The following is a 14,428-nucleotide window of genomic DNA, read 5'->3' as shown; positions in this document are numbered from 1 at the left end:
GGCCGATTTGACGAGAAGGAATTAGAAGAATGCAGGACAGGACCGGGACGCTCTCCCGTTTCGTCTCCGCCTATGTGCGCCTGATCCGTTTCCTCGCCGGGTTCTGCATGGCGGCGATCGTGGCGATCATGCTGGCGCAGGTGTTCTATCGCTACATCCTGGGCGGCAGTCTGATCTGGGCCGAGGAGCTGTGCCGATACCTGTTGATCTGGCAGACCTTTCTCGTTCTGGGTCTGGCCTATTCACGCGGCGAATTCGTGACGCTGGACTTCCTGCCCACGATGCTGAGCCCGCGCCACCGCTGGCTCCTGCGGGCGGTCACGGCTCTGCCGATCCTGGCCTTCCTCGGGCTGATGTCCTGGTTCGGCTGGGAGTTCGCCTCTCGCTTCGACCGGCAGACGATCCCCGCGTTCGACTTCATCTGGACGGCGCTGTCCGGCGAGGCGCTCGGCCTGTCGATCCGCTATGTCTATGTCAGCGTGACAGTGGGACTGGTGCTTCTGGCGGTTCACGTGATCGCCGATCTCATCAGCACCTTCCGCTCGGACTTCCTTGAAAATCAGACGGCCATGCCCGCCTAGCGGCGACGGAGACGACATGAGCAGCTTCTTCCTTCTCTTCGCCGGGTTCCTCACCTCCGGCATTCCCATCGCGCTGGCGCTCGGTATCGCCGGCACCGCCTATCTTTATCTTTCGGGCAACGGCATGATGGCCCTCATGCTGCCGCAGCGGATGATCGCGGGGGTCGACCAGTTCGTCCTGTTGACCATCCCCCTCTTCCTGCTGGCCGGAGCCCTGATGAATGTCGGCGGCGTGACCGAACGGATCGTCACCTTTGCCCGCGCCATGGTCGGCCACCGCCGTGGCGGCATGTCCTCGGTCTCGATCCTCTCGTCGGGCTTCTTCGCCGGCATCTCGGGCAGCGCCGCCGCCGAGGCTTCGGCGCTCGGTTCGATCCTCATCCCCTCGATGTCACGCCAGGGCATGCCGCCGGCCTATGCCGCCGCCCTGATCGCGGTCAGCTCGGTCATGGGGCCGATCATCCCGCCCTCGATCACCATGATCATCTACGGCGTGCTCTCGGGCACCTCCATCGGGCAGCTGTTCCTTGCCGGGGTGGTGCCAGGCATCGGCATCGCCGTGGGGCTGCTGGCCTATGCAAGCTGGCGCGCGCGTCGCGACGGCTTTCCGATCACCCCCAAGATGAACGCGCGCGAACGCATTGCCGCCACACGCCGCACCCTGCCGGCGCTGATCCTGCCGCTGATCATCCTGGTCGGCATCAAGGCGGGCATCTTCACCCCGACCGAGGCCGCCGCCGTGGCCGTGGGCTATGCTCTGATCATCGGCTTCATCTATCGCGATCTGACCCTGCAACGGGTCTGGGACTCGCTGGTGGCAACCGCGCTGGTCTCGACCTCGATCCTTTTCATCACCTCGATGGCAAGCATCGTCTCCTTCGTGTTCACCCTCGAACAGGTGCCGACACTGATTGCCAACGCGATGCTCTCGATCTCGGAAAACCCCTGGGTCATCCTGCTGTTGCTCAACATCTTCCTGCTGATCCTCGGCATGTTTCTCGAACCGATCTCGATCCTTATCCTGACGATGCCGATCCTGATGAAGTTCCAGATGATGATCGGCATGGATCCGGTGCAGTTCGGCACGGTCGTCGTGCTCAACGTGGTGATCGGCATGGCCACGCCGCCGGTCGGCATCCTGCTGTTCATCACCTCGGCCATCTCCGGCGAACCGGTGGTGAAGGTGATCCGCGAGGCACTGCCATTGGTCGGGATTTGCCTGGTGGTTCTGGCGTTGATCGCGCTTGTGCCGCAGCTCGCCCTCTTCTTCCCACGTTTCCTGAACTGAGGTCTGTCATGACCGATCGCAGAACCGTCCTGATCGTCGTGGCCCACCCCGAGCCGACCTCGTTCAACCATGCGCTGGCACATGGGGCGGCCGAGGCGCTGCGCCGCGCTGGGCATGATGTCACCATCTCGGATCTCGCGGCGGAAGGGTTCCGCGCCGATCTTGGCCCGCATGACGTGACGCAACGCGCCGCGGAAGACCGCTTTCACGTGCAGGCCGAACAGGCCAAGGCCGCGCGCAACGGCAGCTATGCGGCAGACATCCTGCGCGAACAGCGCCGGGTGGCAGAGGCCGACAACCTGATCCTGCAGTTCCCGATCTGGTGGGGCGGTCCACCCGCCCTGCTGAAAGGCTGGATCGACCGGGTGCTGAGCTATGGCTTCGCCTATGTCGATGGGCGGCGCTTCGAGACCGGCCTGTTCCACGGGCGTCGCGCGATGATCAGCGTGACCACCGGCGGCACGCGGGAACGGTTTTCCGAGGCGGGCGCCTATGGCCCGATCGAACCTTTGCTGATGCCGCTCCAGCGGCTGACGCTGCAATACATGGGCTTCGATCTCGCCCCGCTGCAGGTCGCCTATGGCGCCCCGCGCACGACGCCCGAAACGCGCGCGGACTACATCGCCTCCCTCGCCCGCGCCGCTCTGGACATGGCGGCCCAGCCGGTGACACGCACGAACGCCTGGCGGACCGCGCTGGACGAGGTCGTCGATCAGGCCTGGTCAAGCCGCGCCTAGACCGCCGATCGGCGCCCGATTGCGACTGTCCCAGGCCCTCGGGCACCTAGTTCAGCCAGACGCCCGCGAAGACCACCACCAGGCCGGCCAGCAACAGCGCCACGCGCAGCCCCAGAGGCCGCCGTCCGATCAGCCCGTGGGAGATCAGCGCCAGCCCCAGCGCAATCCTGAAAAAGGCGAAGATCGCCCAGAGCGGTTCCTCGGTCAGCATCAGCACGCCGGGGTTCGCCACCATCCCCAGCGGGATGACATAGAGCCCCACCCCCAGCGCCATCGCCGTGGTGGCGACCTTCACCCAATTCTCGCCGATCATGCCGGCGGCGATGAAGACCGCGCCGCAGACCGGCGGGGTGATGGTGGAGAGAAGCGCGAACCAGAAGACGAAGAGATGCGCCTGCAACGGCTCCAGCCCCAGTTGCATCAGCGCGGGCCCGGCGACCGAGACGCAGATCACATAGGCCGCGGTCGTCGGCACCTCCATCCCCAGCACCAGGCAGGCCATCGCCGTCAACAGCAGCGAGGGCCAGAGCATCCCGCCCGAACCCGAGAGGATCAGCGAGGTGATCTTGACCCCGAGGCCGGTGACCCCGAGCACCCCGATCACGATCGAGGCGCAGAGGATGATCGAGGCGATCATTGCCACCTGACGGGCCGAGCTGAGCAGCGCCGAGACCAGCCGCCGCCCGGTCTGGCCCAGATCGAAGCGCAGACGGCCGTCGATGAAGAGCAGCAGCGCGCCCGCAAGGATCGACAGGCAGGCGGCATATTGCGGCGTATAGCCCAGCCCGAACATCGCCAGCATCAGCACGGTGAAGGGCACCAGGAAGAACAGCGAGGTGACGATGACGTCGCGCTTCTCGGGGCGATCCTCGGCGGCGATGCCCTTCAGCTCATAACGGGTGGCATAGGCGTTGATGCCGACCCAGACCGCCCAGAAATAGAGGATTGCCGGCAGGATCGCCGCGGCCATGATCTGGGTATAGGGGGTGCCGGTCAGCTCGACCATCACGAAGGCCCCGGCGCCCATCAGCGGCGGCATGATCTGCCCGCCAGAGGAGGCCACGGCCTCGACCCCCGCGGCCAGCCGCTTGGGATATCCGAGCTTGGTCATCGCCGGCAGGGTGATCGCCCCGGTGGAGGCGACATTGGCACTGGCGGAGCCCGAGATCGAGCCGAAGAGCGCCGAGGAAAGCACCGAGACCTTGGCCGCCCCGCCGGTCAGCCGGCCGGCCGCGGCGGCGGCCACATTCATGAAGCCCTGCCCGGCCTCGCCCGCGTTCAGCACCGCGCCGAAGATCACGAAGATCGCCACCACCCCCACCGACACGGCGGTGAGCGAGCCCCAGAGCCCGCCCTCGGCAATCGTCATGGTGCCCAGGAAGGATTCCACCGGGGTGCCGGAATGGCCGAACTCTCCGGGGATGTGCTGACCCCAGAGCGCATAGGCCAGCGCCACCACCGCTGCCAGCGGCAGCGGCCAGCCGATGGCGCGGCGGGCGGCCTCGATCACCGTCAGCAACAGCACCACGGCGACGCCGATCTGGAAACGGCCTTCGAGAAAGCCGTATTGATCGCCCAGCATCTGATAGTTCAGCGCGACCCAACCGGCGGCGCCGACGCCAAGAACCGTCAGCACCGCGCCGGAGATCATCGCCCAGCGGCCACGCACGCCAAAGAGAAAAATCCAAGGCAGCACCACCGCCATATGCAGCGGCCGGCTGACCAGATTGGGCACCAGACCCCAGAAGATCAGGCCGATGTGATAGACCACCAGAAGCGCCGCCAAGGCGATCCAGATGGCCCGCGCCCAAGCCGCCTTCGGCAATTTCTCTTCCGGTTCCATAGGTGCCCCCACGTTCAAGGCCATTCAAATGAAGAGGCCGGGCAATCCGCCCGGCCCGGTCGTCGTTCTGAGCGCAGGATTTATTTCTGCGCGTCGGTCAGGGTGAAGCCTGCCTCTTCGTAATAGCGGATCGCGCCCGGATGCAGCTTGCCGGTGATATTGGCCATCAGCCCCGCGTCGACGCCGTTCCACCAGGGCGCGGTCTCGCCCATCTTCGCCTTTTCTTCCCAGAAGGTCTTGGTCAGCGCATAGGCGGTGTCATCGTCCATCTTGGTGGTGGCATAGGTCACCACCGGCAACGAGGTGGTGACAACATCGCTGTCCTGCCCGGCATAGGTGCCGGCGGGGATGACCAGACGCGCGCGCTTGGTGGCGGCGACCTCCTCATCCGTCATCGACAGCAGCGTCACCCCGGTCGAGGCAGCGGCTTCGACCACGTTCGGGGCGGGAAAGCTGCCCGAGGTGACGAAACCGTCGATCTGGCCGTTCTTCAGCGCCGGCACGGCGTTCGACAGCTCCACATCGGCGATCTTGACCTTGTCGGTCAGCCCGAAGAGCTGAAGATATTTCTCGCCTTCCTTGGCGCCGAAAGTGCCCTTGCCCACCAGGATGGTCTTGCCGGCGAGACCGGGGAAATCGGTGACGCCGCTGTCCTTCGACATGACGAAATGCATGGTCAGCGACGGCAGCGGGAAAAGCGCACGGATTTCATCGAAAGCGGGGCTGGTCTTGCCCTCGAAATCCCCCTTGCCGGCCTGCGCGGCGGCGACCAGCGCCGGGGGCGAGGTGAAGACGTAATCGCCACCGCGGGCGCGCGTCTCCATCACGTTCTGGGTGCTGCCCTGGCTTTCCTCGATGGTGACGATCACGTTGCCGTCGCTGCCGGCCTTCATGGCCTCGGCGATCTGCACGCTCATCTGATAATAGGACGACCCCGACTTTGCCGCCTTCAGGGTCACGCGGGTTTCGGCCTGGGCCGGCAGGGCGATCAGCGCCGCAAGGCCCGCCGCCAGCATGGATTTGGTAAAGAATTTCATCTGATGGTCCCTCCCGGTCTCAGCGCGGGCGACTAAAACACCGCCCTCGCCAGATGGTCAAGGTTACTCCGCCGTACCGCCCGGGCCGAGGCTGCCGCAGGGCGGGCCTTTTTGGCGGCGCGCACGGCGGGCGCGGGATCAATAGGTGACGGTCACCACGATGGTGTCGGAATAGACCCCCGGCGAGGGCGTGGCTTGCGGCGGCACCCGACCATAGACATCGAAACTTGCCGCCGTGCCCGAACCGACCCCGGGCTGCGGCATCCCGTTGGCGGCATTGCCCCATGGCAGGGCGCGGGCCGCATCGCGATAAAGACCATAGCTCACCCCCTCCCCTCCGGGGTTGCGCATGATCCGGCTGGTCGGGCCGCTGCCGTAGAGCCCGTTGTCGAGGTTGATGTCGAAACTGGTGCCGGCGGTGCAGCGTACATCGAGACTGCTCTGCGCGTCGATGTTCGACGTCAGCAGCGACACCGATCCGAAATTCAGATCATTGGCCGTGACCACACATTCGGGCAGCACCGTCGCCCGCACCTCGAAAGAAAAGGTGGCGGTGCGCGACACGCAGAACAGCAGCAGGTTGCAGGTTCGGTAATCGACCCGCACGTCGATGATGTCGCGATCGAACAGTGACGCATAGCTACCCGGCACCACGCTGGTCTGATTGCCGAGGACACGGCCGTAGACCGGCACCGTGGTCGTGCCGGTCCCCAGCAGAACCGCGGAAAACGTGCTCAGCGCGAAAGGGGTGCCGCCGTAGGAGCCATAGGTCGATCCCACGATGCTGGTGCGCGACGCGTCCTTGTAAAGCTGGTAGCTCAGCGTGCTCGCGGTGGTCAGGCTGTTCATATAGCGCGAACTGGAATCGGCGCCGGCCTCGCCCGATCCGATGCTGATATTGCCGGAGATCGACCCCAGAAGGCCGATCCCCAGCAGATAGCTGCAATCAATCGTCAGCAGACCGGAAACATCGGTGCTGGCGGGGCCAAGCACGTCGACGACGCCGAAATCGACATCTGTCATCGAGAATTCGCAGCCCTGCGCGCGGGCGGCGGCGGACCACCCCAGCAGCAGCGCCAGCGCCATCAAAAGCGCGGTCAGCCTCGCCCGGACCGCGCTTAGAGACATGACACCCCCCCGATCTGGGTGATCGTACCCGGAGTGGGCGTATAGGGAAACACGGCGTGACAGCTCGTGTTGTTGAGGAAATGCACGGTTACCCCGTTGTTCGCCCCCGGTGTCAGCCCGGAGAGATAGAGCTGCCCGTCGTAGCCGACCAGGAACTCCCCTCCGGTGGCATCGAGCCGCGCGGTCAGACCGACGGGCACCGGCGCGCCATCTGCCCCCACCAGCGACACCAGGGCCGTCTCGGCCGAGGTGTCGACACCGAAGTCGACCCGCACGCCGCTCTGTTCCGCCGGGCGGATGACCTGACGGGTGCTTTCCACCGTCGCGTCGAGCGGCAAGCTGCCGGCGTCGATCGAAAGCTGGTTGCCCTCCCAGGCGCGCAGATCGGGGACCAGCAGCTTGCCGCCCCGCCCGGTGGTGCCGACGACACGGTTCTCGTGACGCACCTCCACCCCTGCCGCACCAGCGTCCACCACGGCGAAGGAATCGTCGATCCAGCGCGACAGGAACACCCCGCCGCCGCCCAGAACCAGGGCGCCGTTGGCACGGGCGCCCAGGCTCGGGTCGCCCCCCGACAGACGCGCCGCCAGATCGAGCCCGGCATAGCGGAAATCCCGAGAGGCCGAGGCATAAAGATCGGTCTGGTCGCTGTTGGCCAGTTGCAGTCGCCAATCCCAGTCCGGCGCATCATGGCCGGCCCGCCGGGTCAGATAGGCCGCCTGCCGTGGCGTGCCGCCGCGCGTCTCGATCCGTCCGCCGGCCGAGCGATAGCGCCCCAGCGGCACATGCAGGCTGACCCCCAGCGCGTATTCGTCGCCATCGTTGCCGTCCAGCGCGATGCCGGTCAGGTTCAGGGTCTGCCCACCCCGCAGGGTCTTGGAAAAGGATGCCCCCAGACTGGTTTCCTGATCGCCGTCGAACCGCTCGGTATCGGCGTAGAACAGGTTCAGCCCCGCGCCGTGGCCGCTAAGCGGAATGGCCAGCGACAGCTGGCTCAGGTTCCTGGTCTGCGAGACGGTGGGCAGGCTGCTGGTATCGACGCTATAGCGCGCGATGTCGTAGAAATCGCCATTCATCTGCAACCGCCGCCCCGACACGGCCAGCCGGCCAAGATCGAACCGGCCGGCGACTTCGGCCAGGTTGCCGTCCCCCTTGCCGGACTGGCTGTTGGCCATGGCCAGTTCGACCGTCCCCAATTGGCCGACCGCAAAGGTGGCGCCGCCGCCGACCAATTGCAGGTCATTGCCATATTCGGCGTGCATCGACAGGGTCAGCCGGCTGGTCAGACCGAAACGCAGCGAGGCCGAGCCAAAGGAGTCCTCCCCATAGTGGTCGTCCTGGGTCCCTATGCCCAGCCGCGGCCGACCATAGGCCAGCGCATAATCGACCAGCCCCGGCCGCAGCAGATAGGGCGAGACCATGAAGGGCATGCTCACCGCGGTCTCGCGGCCCGAGGCGTCCCGCACGATGATCCGCGCGTCGCCGGTGCCGGTGGCGATCGGCAGATCGGTCAGCAGGAAGGGCCCCGCCGGCACCTCGGTGGTATAGCGGCGCAAGCTGTCGGCATAGACATCCACCGTCGAGGGCACCGCTGCCGAACCGGAATAGCTGGGCAGCGCCAGCGTCACCAGATCGGGCCTCAGATCGAAGTTGCGCCGGACCAGCACTCCGCCCAGCCGGACGGAATTCGACCAGTTCGGCCCGCGGGTGATGACATCGCCAAGCTGCATCTGCAGCGCCATCCCGGACCAGGAGCTGCGCCAATAGGTTTCCAGTCGCCGCGCCACCGAGGCATCGCCCGACAGGTCCGAAACCGCCTCGCCATGATGAAAGATCCCGATCGGGGAATAAAGCCGCCCCTCGAACACCCCCGAGGCCAGCGGGTCGGTCGCGGTGCCACTGTTCTGCTCCCAATCGAGCCCGAGATCATAATTCAGCACCGCGCCAAATCCTGCGACCGGCCGCTCGCGATCCTCCTCCGCCTCTTCCGGGCCCCGGGCGTCGATCACCCGGGCGGCCCGATGCGCCGCGCCGGCGGTGACATGCAGCGTCTGCCCCGGCTCGTCGAGCACCCAGGTCAGATCCGGTGCCGCGATCAGCGGCACATCGACACCGTCGCGACAGCCGCCGCGCGCGGGCTTCAGGCCGATCCGGCACAGCTCTCCGGCATCGGCGCTGAGCGTTCCGTCGGCATTCTGCACAAAGCGCCCGATCAGACCGGTGGGCTGATCGTTGATGAAAACCTCAAGATAAAGCTCGCGAGCCGGTTGTCCCCAGACGACCGAAGCGGCAGCGATCGCCACCACCGCCGCAACCCCAGTCCTCAGCCAGAATGAAACCCCGGCGCGCCATCGTTCAGCGCGCCGAGACAGAAGCATGATAGTCACCCGCCGCCGTCATCGCGCTGAGTGTCAGCCCGCTGCCGATCCCGGAGACCGCCCCCAGTGGCCAGCGCATCGTCGCGCCGCCCAGCACATAGCCGAACAGCCCCGTCTTGCCGTAGACCCGGCTGCCGCCCCGGCTGAGCCGCAGATCGACCAGCCGCAGGTTCTGCTGACCGCTGTTCCTTGCCTCGAGATAGGCGCCGGCGCCGCTGCGGCGCACCGACCAGGCGACCTGTGCCTTGGTGCTTCCGGGCGCGGTGAAAAACACCGGAATGCTGAGGCGGGTGGCGAAATCCACCGTGCCCGATCGTTGCCGGCTCATGTCGGGCACCTCGTCCACCAGCACGCGATAGGCCTCTTGTCCGCGCACCTTGGACTTGGTGGTGCGGACAATGCGGATCGACTGTTCTCCCCCCGGACGAACCTGGGTGATCGGCGGGCTGACCACCACATCGCGGGTCGGCACCAGCCGGTCCTCACCCCCGGTCTGATCCCAAAGAAACACCCGCGCCTGCACCGTGATCGGCTGCTTGCCGATGTTGCGCAGGGTCAGGCTGGTCTGAGCGCCAGGCGCCTGTACCTCGAGCAACACCGGGGCAACCCGCAATCCTTCGGCCCGGGCCGGCGCCACCGCGGCCCCCAGGAGGCACGCGAGAACCAGAGAATACCACAGCAGCAGCATCCGCATCGCCGGCTTCTCCTTCCTCTGGACGAGGATCAAAACGTGACCGTGACCGTGATCGTATCGGTATAGGTCCCGGCGGCCGGCGTCGTCTGGATCGGCACCTGGCCATAGACCGTATAGGTCTGCCCGGTCCCGTCACCGGTGCCAGTCACCACATCGGAACCGGGGGTATTGCCCCAGTTCACCGTGCGCGAGGCGTCCGAGAACAGCGTGTAGTCGACATAGGGGCCGCTCGCCGAAGCCTGCATCTTGCGGGTGGTCGTGGACCCTCCGGTCGACTGGCCCTCGTTCAGGCCGATCGAATAGCCGGTGCCATTGGTGCAGGTGACCTCAAGATCGGTCGTCCCGTTCACCGCCGCGGTCAGAACGCCCTGCGTCCCGAAGTCGAGCGTTTGGGTCGATGTGACCTGGCAATCCGCCTGGATCGTGATCTGAACCCCGAAAGTCGCGGTCGCGGTATCCGCCGCGGCCTCTTGCTGCGGCACGAGCAGCATAATGAACCCTGCGCCGACCATCAGGCCGGCATGGAAAACTCTTGGCATCAAACTCACCCTCAAATTTATGCTTTTTTTACAGCATAACACCACACACCTCATACGTGTAAAGATTCCATTTTTGCGATTTGAAAAATAGATGTTCAGTTCTCATGTTTAGGATTGAGTGCAGAAAATAGGTAATGAACTCTGACACTTACAGCCTTTACGCGAAGTCAAGCACCGACAACGCCCGACGCTTCCCCAGCGTCATATCGAAAAACACATACATTTCCTAAGGTTGCAATCTCTCGACGATCTTACCAAGGAGAATGGCGCCCTTCGGCCCCGAGATCGCGGAGCCACCCTGCGCAATGCTGGCGACGTCAAACGGCCGCCCCCTGCGCAGGGACGGCCGTTTCAAAACGTCACATTTCCACGGTGAGACATGTGGCCCCAGGGCCACAGACGTCAGTGGATCGTCGGGTCGAGCTTGTCGCGCAGCCAGTCGCCCAGAAGCGAGATGGCAAGCGTGGTCATCACGATCACCACCGAGGGCGCCAGCATGATCCAGGGCGCCCGGGTGATATATTCCCGCCCATAGCCCACCATGTTGCCGAGGCTGGTCATCGGCGGCTGCACCCCGAGGCCCAGGAACGACAGGCCGGATTCCAGCAAGATCACCTCGGGAAACACCAAGGTCATCGACACGATGAGAGTCGAGGCGATGTTGGGCAGGATGTGGCGCAGATAGACCCGGGACGGCCTGGCCCCCAATTGGGTCACCGCCGTGGCATAGCCCTGGGCCGAGGCGGCAATCGCCAGGCCGCGGGCTATCCGGGCGTAGCGTTCCCAACCGTAAAGCCCCATCAGCCCCACCAACAGCGGCAGCGAGTTGCCGAAGAAGGCCAGTACCGACAGCGCCAGGATCAGGAAGGGCATCGCCGCCTGGAAGTCGGCCAGCACCAGCACGATCTGTTCGACGAAGCCGCGGAAATGCGCCGCCAGAAAGCCCAGCGTGGTGCCAAGAACGGCCGAGATCAGCGTCGCCCCGAAGGCGATCAGCAGCGACACCCGGATCGAGATGATCAGCCGCGACAGCACGTCCCGGCCCAGCTCATCAGTGCCCAGAGGGTGGGCGAAGGACTGGAAGGGTGCCACCAGACGGTATTTCAGATCGAGCGCGGTGAAGGAATGCGGCGCCAGCCAGTTCGAGAAGATGGCGACCACCAGCATCACCGCGACCCAGAAGATCGAGACGCCGACATACCAGGGCAGATCCAGCCGGCGGCGCGCCGGTTCAACGGGGACAGAGGAGGCAAGCATATCGGTCATGGCTCAGGCTCCCGCGCGCGCGCCCTGCCGAAGCCGGGGGTCGAGCACGCCATAGAGGAAATCAACAATCAGGTTCGAGGTCACCATCGAGGCGGCGACCAGCAGCAGCAGGCATTGCACCACGGCCAGATCGCGGTTCGACACCGCCACCACCAGCAGCCGCCCCACCCCGGGCCAGGAGAACACGCTTTCGACCACCACGGCGCCGGCGATCAGGCTGCCGACCAGAAAGCCCACCAGCGTCACCGTCGGGATCGCGGCGTTCGGCAGCGCATGGCCGCGCACCACCGCCGCCCAGGGCAACCCCTTGGCCGAGGCGGTGCGGATGAAGGGACGGCCCAGCACCTCGAGCATCGCCGAGCGGGTGAAGCGCGCCAGCGCGGCGGCGCCACCAAGGCCCAGCGTGATGATCGGCAGGATCGCGTGCATCCAACTGTCCCGCCCGCCCGAGGGCAACCAGCCGAGGTTGACCGAGAACACCAGAACCAGCGCCAGCGCCAGAACGAAGCTGGGCACCGCGAAGCCGAGAACGGCGGTCACCATGACCGCGCGGTCGAACCCCTTGCCCTGATGCAACGCCGCATAGACGCCGGCGGGAATGCCGATGGCCAGCTGCAACAGCAGCGCGGGAATGGTCAGGGCGAGCGTCGCCGGGATCCGCTCTCCCACCAGCTCGATGGCGGACCGGCCGTCGCGCATCGAGATGCCCAGATCGCCGCGCAGGATGGCGTGAAAATACTCGACGTATTGCACCAGCACCGGCCGGTCGAGGCCCCAGTTGTGGCGAAAGGCCTCGATCGCCTCGGGCGGCGCCTCGGGGCCGAGGATGATGGTCGCCGGATCGCCCGACAGGCGCAGCACGATAAAGGCGAAGGTGACCACCAGCGCGATGGTCAGGGCGGAGCGCAACAGGCGCGTGACGAAATAGCGGATCATTCTGCGGCCATCCCTGCGGGGGTTGTGTCATTGATCAGGTGGCAGGCGGCGCTGCGCCCCGAACCGATCCGGCTGAGCGCCGGGGTCTCCCAGCGGCAGCGATCCTGCGCCACCGGGCAGCGCGGATGAAAGGCGCAGCCGGTCGGGCGCGCGGCGGGATTCGGTGGCTCTCCGGTCAGGATCACCCGCTTGCGGCGCTGCGCCCCTGGCGTCGGTGCGGCCGAGACCAGCGCCTGGGTATAGGGGTGCTGCGGATCGCGCAGCACCTCTTCGGCGGTGCCCTCTTCGACGATATGGCCCAGATACATCACCGCGACGCGCTGGCTGATCTGGCGCACCACCCGCAGGTCGTGGCTGATGAAGATCATCCCCAGCCCGCGTTCGGCCTGCAGGTCGATCAGCAGATTGACCACCTGCGCCTGGATCGACACGTCAAGCGCCGAGACCGGCTCGTCACAGACCAGAAGCTCGGGATCGGTGATCAGCGCGCGGGCGATCACCACCCGCTGCCGCTGACCGCCCGACAGTTCGTGCGGGAAGCGGCGGCCGTGATCCTCGGACAGGCCAGTCAGCTCCAGCGCATGGCGCACCCGATCGGCGCGCTCGGCCTTGCCGCCGATCCCATGGATATCCAGCGGCTCGGCGATCTGGTCTGCCACCGGCAGCCGGCGATCGAGCGCACCGAGCGGATCCTGAAACACCATCTGCGCCCGCTTGCGCAAAGCGCGCCACTCGGCCGAGCCGAGCGCCGGCATCGGGGCGCCGCCAAAGGCCACCCGGCCGCTGTTCGGCGCCTCGAGCCCCAGCGCGATCCGCCCCATGGTGGATTTGCCCGAGCCGCTTTCGCCGACGATGCCCAGGGTTTCGCCCGGGCGCACCGCAAGCGAGACACCGGCCACCGCCTGCACGCCCACCGGGGTGCCGAACAGGCCCTTGCGGCTCATGTAGGTGCGGGTCACGTTGTCGAGCGACAGAAGCGGCGCGGTCATGCCGTCACCTCCGATCTTGCGGTTTCGGCAGGCAGCACCGCCGCGACCGGCTGCAGGTCAAGCTCTGCCGCGCGGGCACAGGCGATGCGGCGCCCCGGTTCCATCCGGCGCAGCTGCGGCATCTCGCCCAGACAGGCGGGCGCGGCATGGGCGCAGCGGGGTGAAAAGGCGCAGCCCGTCGGCATCCGCCGCGGATCGGGCACCACGCCCGGGATCGCCACCAGCCGGCGCGGCGCATCCAGCGTCGGCAAAGCGTCGATCAGCCCGCGGGTATAGGGATGGCGCGGCGCATCGAACAGCTCGCGCGCCGGCGCCTCTTCGACCACGCGGCCGGCATACATCACCGCCACGCGATCGCAATTCTCGGCCACGACGCCCAGATCATGGCTGATCAGCACCAGCGCCATATTGGTTTCGCGCCGCACCAGCTGCAGCAGATCGAGGATCTGCGCCTGGATCGTCACATCGAGCGCGGTGGTGGGTTCGTCCGCGATCAGCAGATCGGGATTGCCGGCCAGCGCCATGGCGATCATCACCCGCTGGTTCTGTCCGCCCGACATCTCGTGGGGATAGGATTTCAGCCGCCCGGCCGCATCGGGAATGCCGACCAGCTCCAGCAGCCGCTTGGCCTCGGCGTCGATCGAACGCCCCGACAGGCCGCGATGCAGCGCCAGCGCCTCGCCCAATTGGCGGCGGATCGTCAGCACTGGATTGAGCGCCGAGGCCGGATCCTGAAAGATCATCGCCACGCGCCCGCCGCGCAGATGCTCGATCGCCCCGATCGGCGCCTCAAGCAGGTTTTCGTCGTCGAGGGACACCCGCCCCTCGACAACAGCTTTTTCAGGCAGCAGCCGCAGGGCCGCCAGCCAGGTGACCGACTTGCCGGACCCGCTTTCGCCGACAATGCCCAGCGCCTCGCCGCGGTGGATCGCGAAATCCACCCCGCGCACCGCCGGGGCGCCGTCGAATGCGACCCGCAGCCCCTCGATCCTGATCAACGGCCCTGCCATGG

General features: G+C 66.4%; 13 protein-coding genes. 3 read left to right on the top strand and 10 right to left on the bottom strand.

Annotated features, from left to right (window positions below):
• Positions 1 to 29: 29 nt before the first annotated feature.
• Genes ACN0V4_RS10115 through ACN0V4_RS10105 form a run of 3 tightly spaced genes read left to right on the top strand, consistent with a single transcriptional unit; the run spans position 30 to position 2,606 of the window.
• Positions 30 to 581: a TRAP transporter small permease gene (locus ACN0V4_RS10115; protein ID WP_417675622.1), complete on the top strand. Its 552-nt coding sequence runs from the start codon at positions 30 to 32 to the stop codon at positions 579 to 581.
• Between the two features lie 16 nt (positions 582 to 597).
• The gene (locus ACN0V4_RS10110; RefSeq protein ID WP_417675620.1) at positions 598 to 1,869 is read left to right on the top strand and encodes a TRAP transporter large permease; all 1,272 of its coding nucleotides are present in this window, start codon (positions 598 to 600) and stop codon (positions 1,867 to 1,869) included.
• An 8-nt stretch (positions 1,870 to 1,877) separates the two neighbouring features.
• Positions 1,878 to 2,606 (top strand): NAD(P)H-dependent oxidoreductase, encoded by a 729-nt coding sequence (locus tag ACN0V4_RS10105; protein WP_417675618.1) that lies wholly within the window; start codon positions 1,878 to 1,880, stop codon positions 2,604 to 2,606.
• A 46-nt stretch (positions 2,607 to 2,652) separates the two neighbouring features.
• On the opposite strand, the gene ACN0V4_RS10100 is transcribed toward ACN0V4_RS10105, so the two are convergent.
• The 10 genes from ACN0V4_RS10100 to ACN0V4_RS10055 form a co-directional block, all read right to left on the bottom strand.
• The gene (locus ACN0V4_RS10100; protein ID WP_417675616.1) at positions 2,653 to 4,449 is read right to left on the bottom strand and encodes a TRAP transporter permease; all 1,797 of its coding nucleotides are present in this window, start codon (positions 4,447 to 4,449) and stop codon (positions 2,653 to 2,655) included.
• An 80-nt stretch (positions 4,450 to 4,529) separates the two neighbouring features.
• Complete coding sequence (locus ACN0V4_RS10095; protein ID WP_417675614.1) at positions 4,530 to 5,486, bottom strand: TAXI family TRAP transporter solute-binding subunit; 957 nt, start codon at positions 5,484 to 5,486, stop codon at positions 4,530 to 4,532.
• Between the two features lie 138 nt (positions 5,487 to 5,624).
• Positions 5,625 to 6,614 (bottom strand): spore coat U domain-containing protein, encoded by a 990-nt coding sequence (locus ACN0V4_RS10090; protein WP_417675612.1) that lies wholly within the window; start codon positions 6,612 to 6,614, stop codon positions 5,625 to 5,627.
• Positions 6,605 to 8,917 (bottom strand): fimbria/pilus outer membrane usher protein, encoded by a 2,313-nt coding sequence (locus ACN0V4_RS10085; RefSeq protein WP_417675610.1) that lies wholly within the window; start codon positions 8,915 to 8,917, stop codon positions 6,605 to 6,607. Before ACN0V4_RS10085 ends, ACN0V4_RS10090 begins: the two co-directional genes overlap by 10 nt.
• 52 nt (positions 8,918 to 8,969) lie before the next feature.
• A complete protein-coding gene (locus tag ACN0V4_RS10080; protein ID WP_417675608.1) occupies positions 8,970 to 9,686 on the bottom strand; it encodes a molecular chaperone in 717 nt (238 codons plus the stop codon).
• Positions 9,687 to 9,715: 29 nt separating this feature from the next.
• Positions 9,716 to 10,225 carry a spore coat U domain-containing protein gene (locus ACN0V4_RS10075; protein ID WP_417675606.1) on the bottom strand — a complete coding sequence of 170 codons (510 nt, stop codon included), beginning with the start codon at positions 10,223 to 10,225 and terminating at the stop codon, positions 9,716 to 9,718.
• Positions 10,226 to 10,627: 402 nt separating this feature from the next.
• Entirely contained in the window at positions 10,628 to 11,491 is an 864-nt protein-coding gene (locus ACN0V4_RS10070; RefSeq protein ID WP_417675604.1) for an ABC transporter permease, read from the bottom strand.
• Between the two features lie 3 nt (positions 11,492 to 11,494).
• Positions 11,495 to 12,427 carry an ABC transporter permease gene (locus ACN0V4_RS10065; RefSeq protein ID WP_417675602.1) on the bottom strand — a complete coding sequence of 311 codons (933 nt, stop codon included), beginning with the start codon at positions 12,425 to 12,427 and terminating at the stop codon, positions 11,495 to 11,497.
• Positions 12,424 to 13,416, bottom strand: coding sequence for an ABC transporter ATP-binding protein (locus ACN0V4_RS10060; RefSeq protein ID WP_417675600.1), 993 nt, complete (start codon positions 13,414 to 13,416; stop codon positions 12,424 to 12,426). The genes ACN0V4_RS10065 and ACN0V4_RS10060 overlap by 4 nt, the downstream gene beginning before the upstream one ends.
• Positions 13,413 to 14,426, bottom strand: a complete 1,014-nt coding sequence (locus tag ACN0V4_RS10055) for an ABC transporter ATP-binding protein (RefSeq protein WP_417675598.1) — start codon at positions 14,424 to 14,426, stop codon at positions 13,413 to 13,415. Before ACN0V4_RS10055 ends, ACN0V4_RS10060 begins: the two co-directional genes overlap by 4 nt.
• Positions 14,427 to 14,428 lie beyond the last annotated feature (2 nt).

Source organism: Pseudodonghicola sp., from assembly GCF_048268305.1.
GTDB lineage: Bacteria > Pseudomonadota > Alphaproteobacteria > Rhodobacterales > Rhodobacteraceae > Pseudodonghicola.
The sequence above is the reverse complement of the archived record's forward strand: the minus strand, read 5'-3'. Positions and strand labels throughout refer to the sequence as shown.

What these genes read in the sequence shown, in the direction of transcription:
- ACN0V4_RS10115 (WP_417675622.1), top strand. Translation starts at nt 30, where the DNA reads ATGCAGGACAGGACCGGGACGCTCTCCCGTTTCGTCTCCGCCTATGTG.
- ACN0V4_RS10110 (WP_417675620.1), top strand. Translation starts at nt 598, where the DNA reads ATGAGCAGCTTCTTCCTTCTCTTCGCCGGGTTCCTCACCTCCGGCATT.
- ACN0V4_RS10105 (WP_417675618.1), top strand. Translation starts at nt 1,878, where the DNA reads ATGACCGATCGCAGAACCGTCCTGATCGTCGTGGCCCACCCCGAGCCG.
- ACN0V4_RS10100 (WP_417675616.1), bottom strand. Translation starts at nt 4,449, where the DNA reads ATGGAACCGGAAGAGAAATTGCCGAAGGCGGCTTGGGCGCGGGCCATC.
- ACN0V4_RS10095 (WP_417675614.1), bottom strand. Translation starts at nt 5,486, where the DNA reads ATGAAATTCTTTACCAAATCCATGCTGGCGGCGGGCCTTGCGGCGCTG.
- ACN0V4_RS10090 (WP_417675612.1), bottom strand. Translation starts at nt 6,614, where the DNA reads ATGTCTCTAAGCGCGGTCCGGGCGAGGCTGACCGCGCTTTTGATGGCG.
- ACN0V4_RS10080 (WP_417675608.1), bottom strand. Translation starts at nt 9,686, where the DNA reads ATGCGGATGCTGCTGCTGTGGTATTCTCTGGTTCTCGCGTGCCTCCTG.
- ACN0V4_RS10075 (WP_417675606.1), bottom strand. Translation starts at nt 10,225, where the DNA reads ATGCCAAGAGTTTTCCATGCCGGCCTGATGGTCGGCGCAGGGTTCATT.
- ACN0V4_RS10070 (WP_417675604.1), bottom strand. Translation starts at nt 11,491, where the DNA reads ATGACCGATATGCTTGCCTCCTCTGTCCCCGTTGAACCGGCGCGCCGC.
- ACN0V4_RS10065 (WP_417675602.1), bottom strand. Translation starts at nt 12,427, where the DNA reads ATGATCCGCTATTTCGTCACGCGCCTGTTGCGCTCCGCCCTGACCATC.
- ACN0V4_RS10060 (WP_417675600.1), bottom strand. Translation starts at nt 13,416, where the DNA reads ATGACCGCGCCGCTTCTGTCGCTCGACAACGTGACCCGCACCTACATG.
- ACN0V4_RS10055 (WP_417675598.1), bottom strand. Translation starts at nt 14,426, where the DNA reads ATGGCAGGGCCGTTGATCAGGATCGAGGGGCTGCGGGTCGCATTCGAC.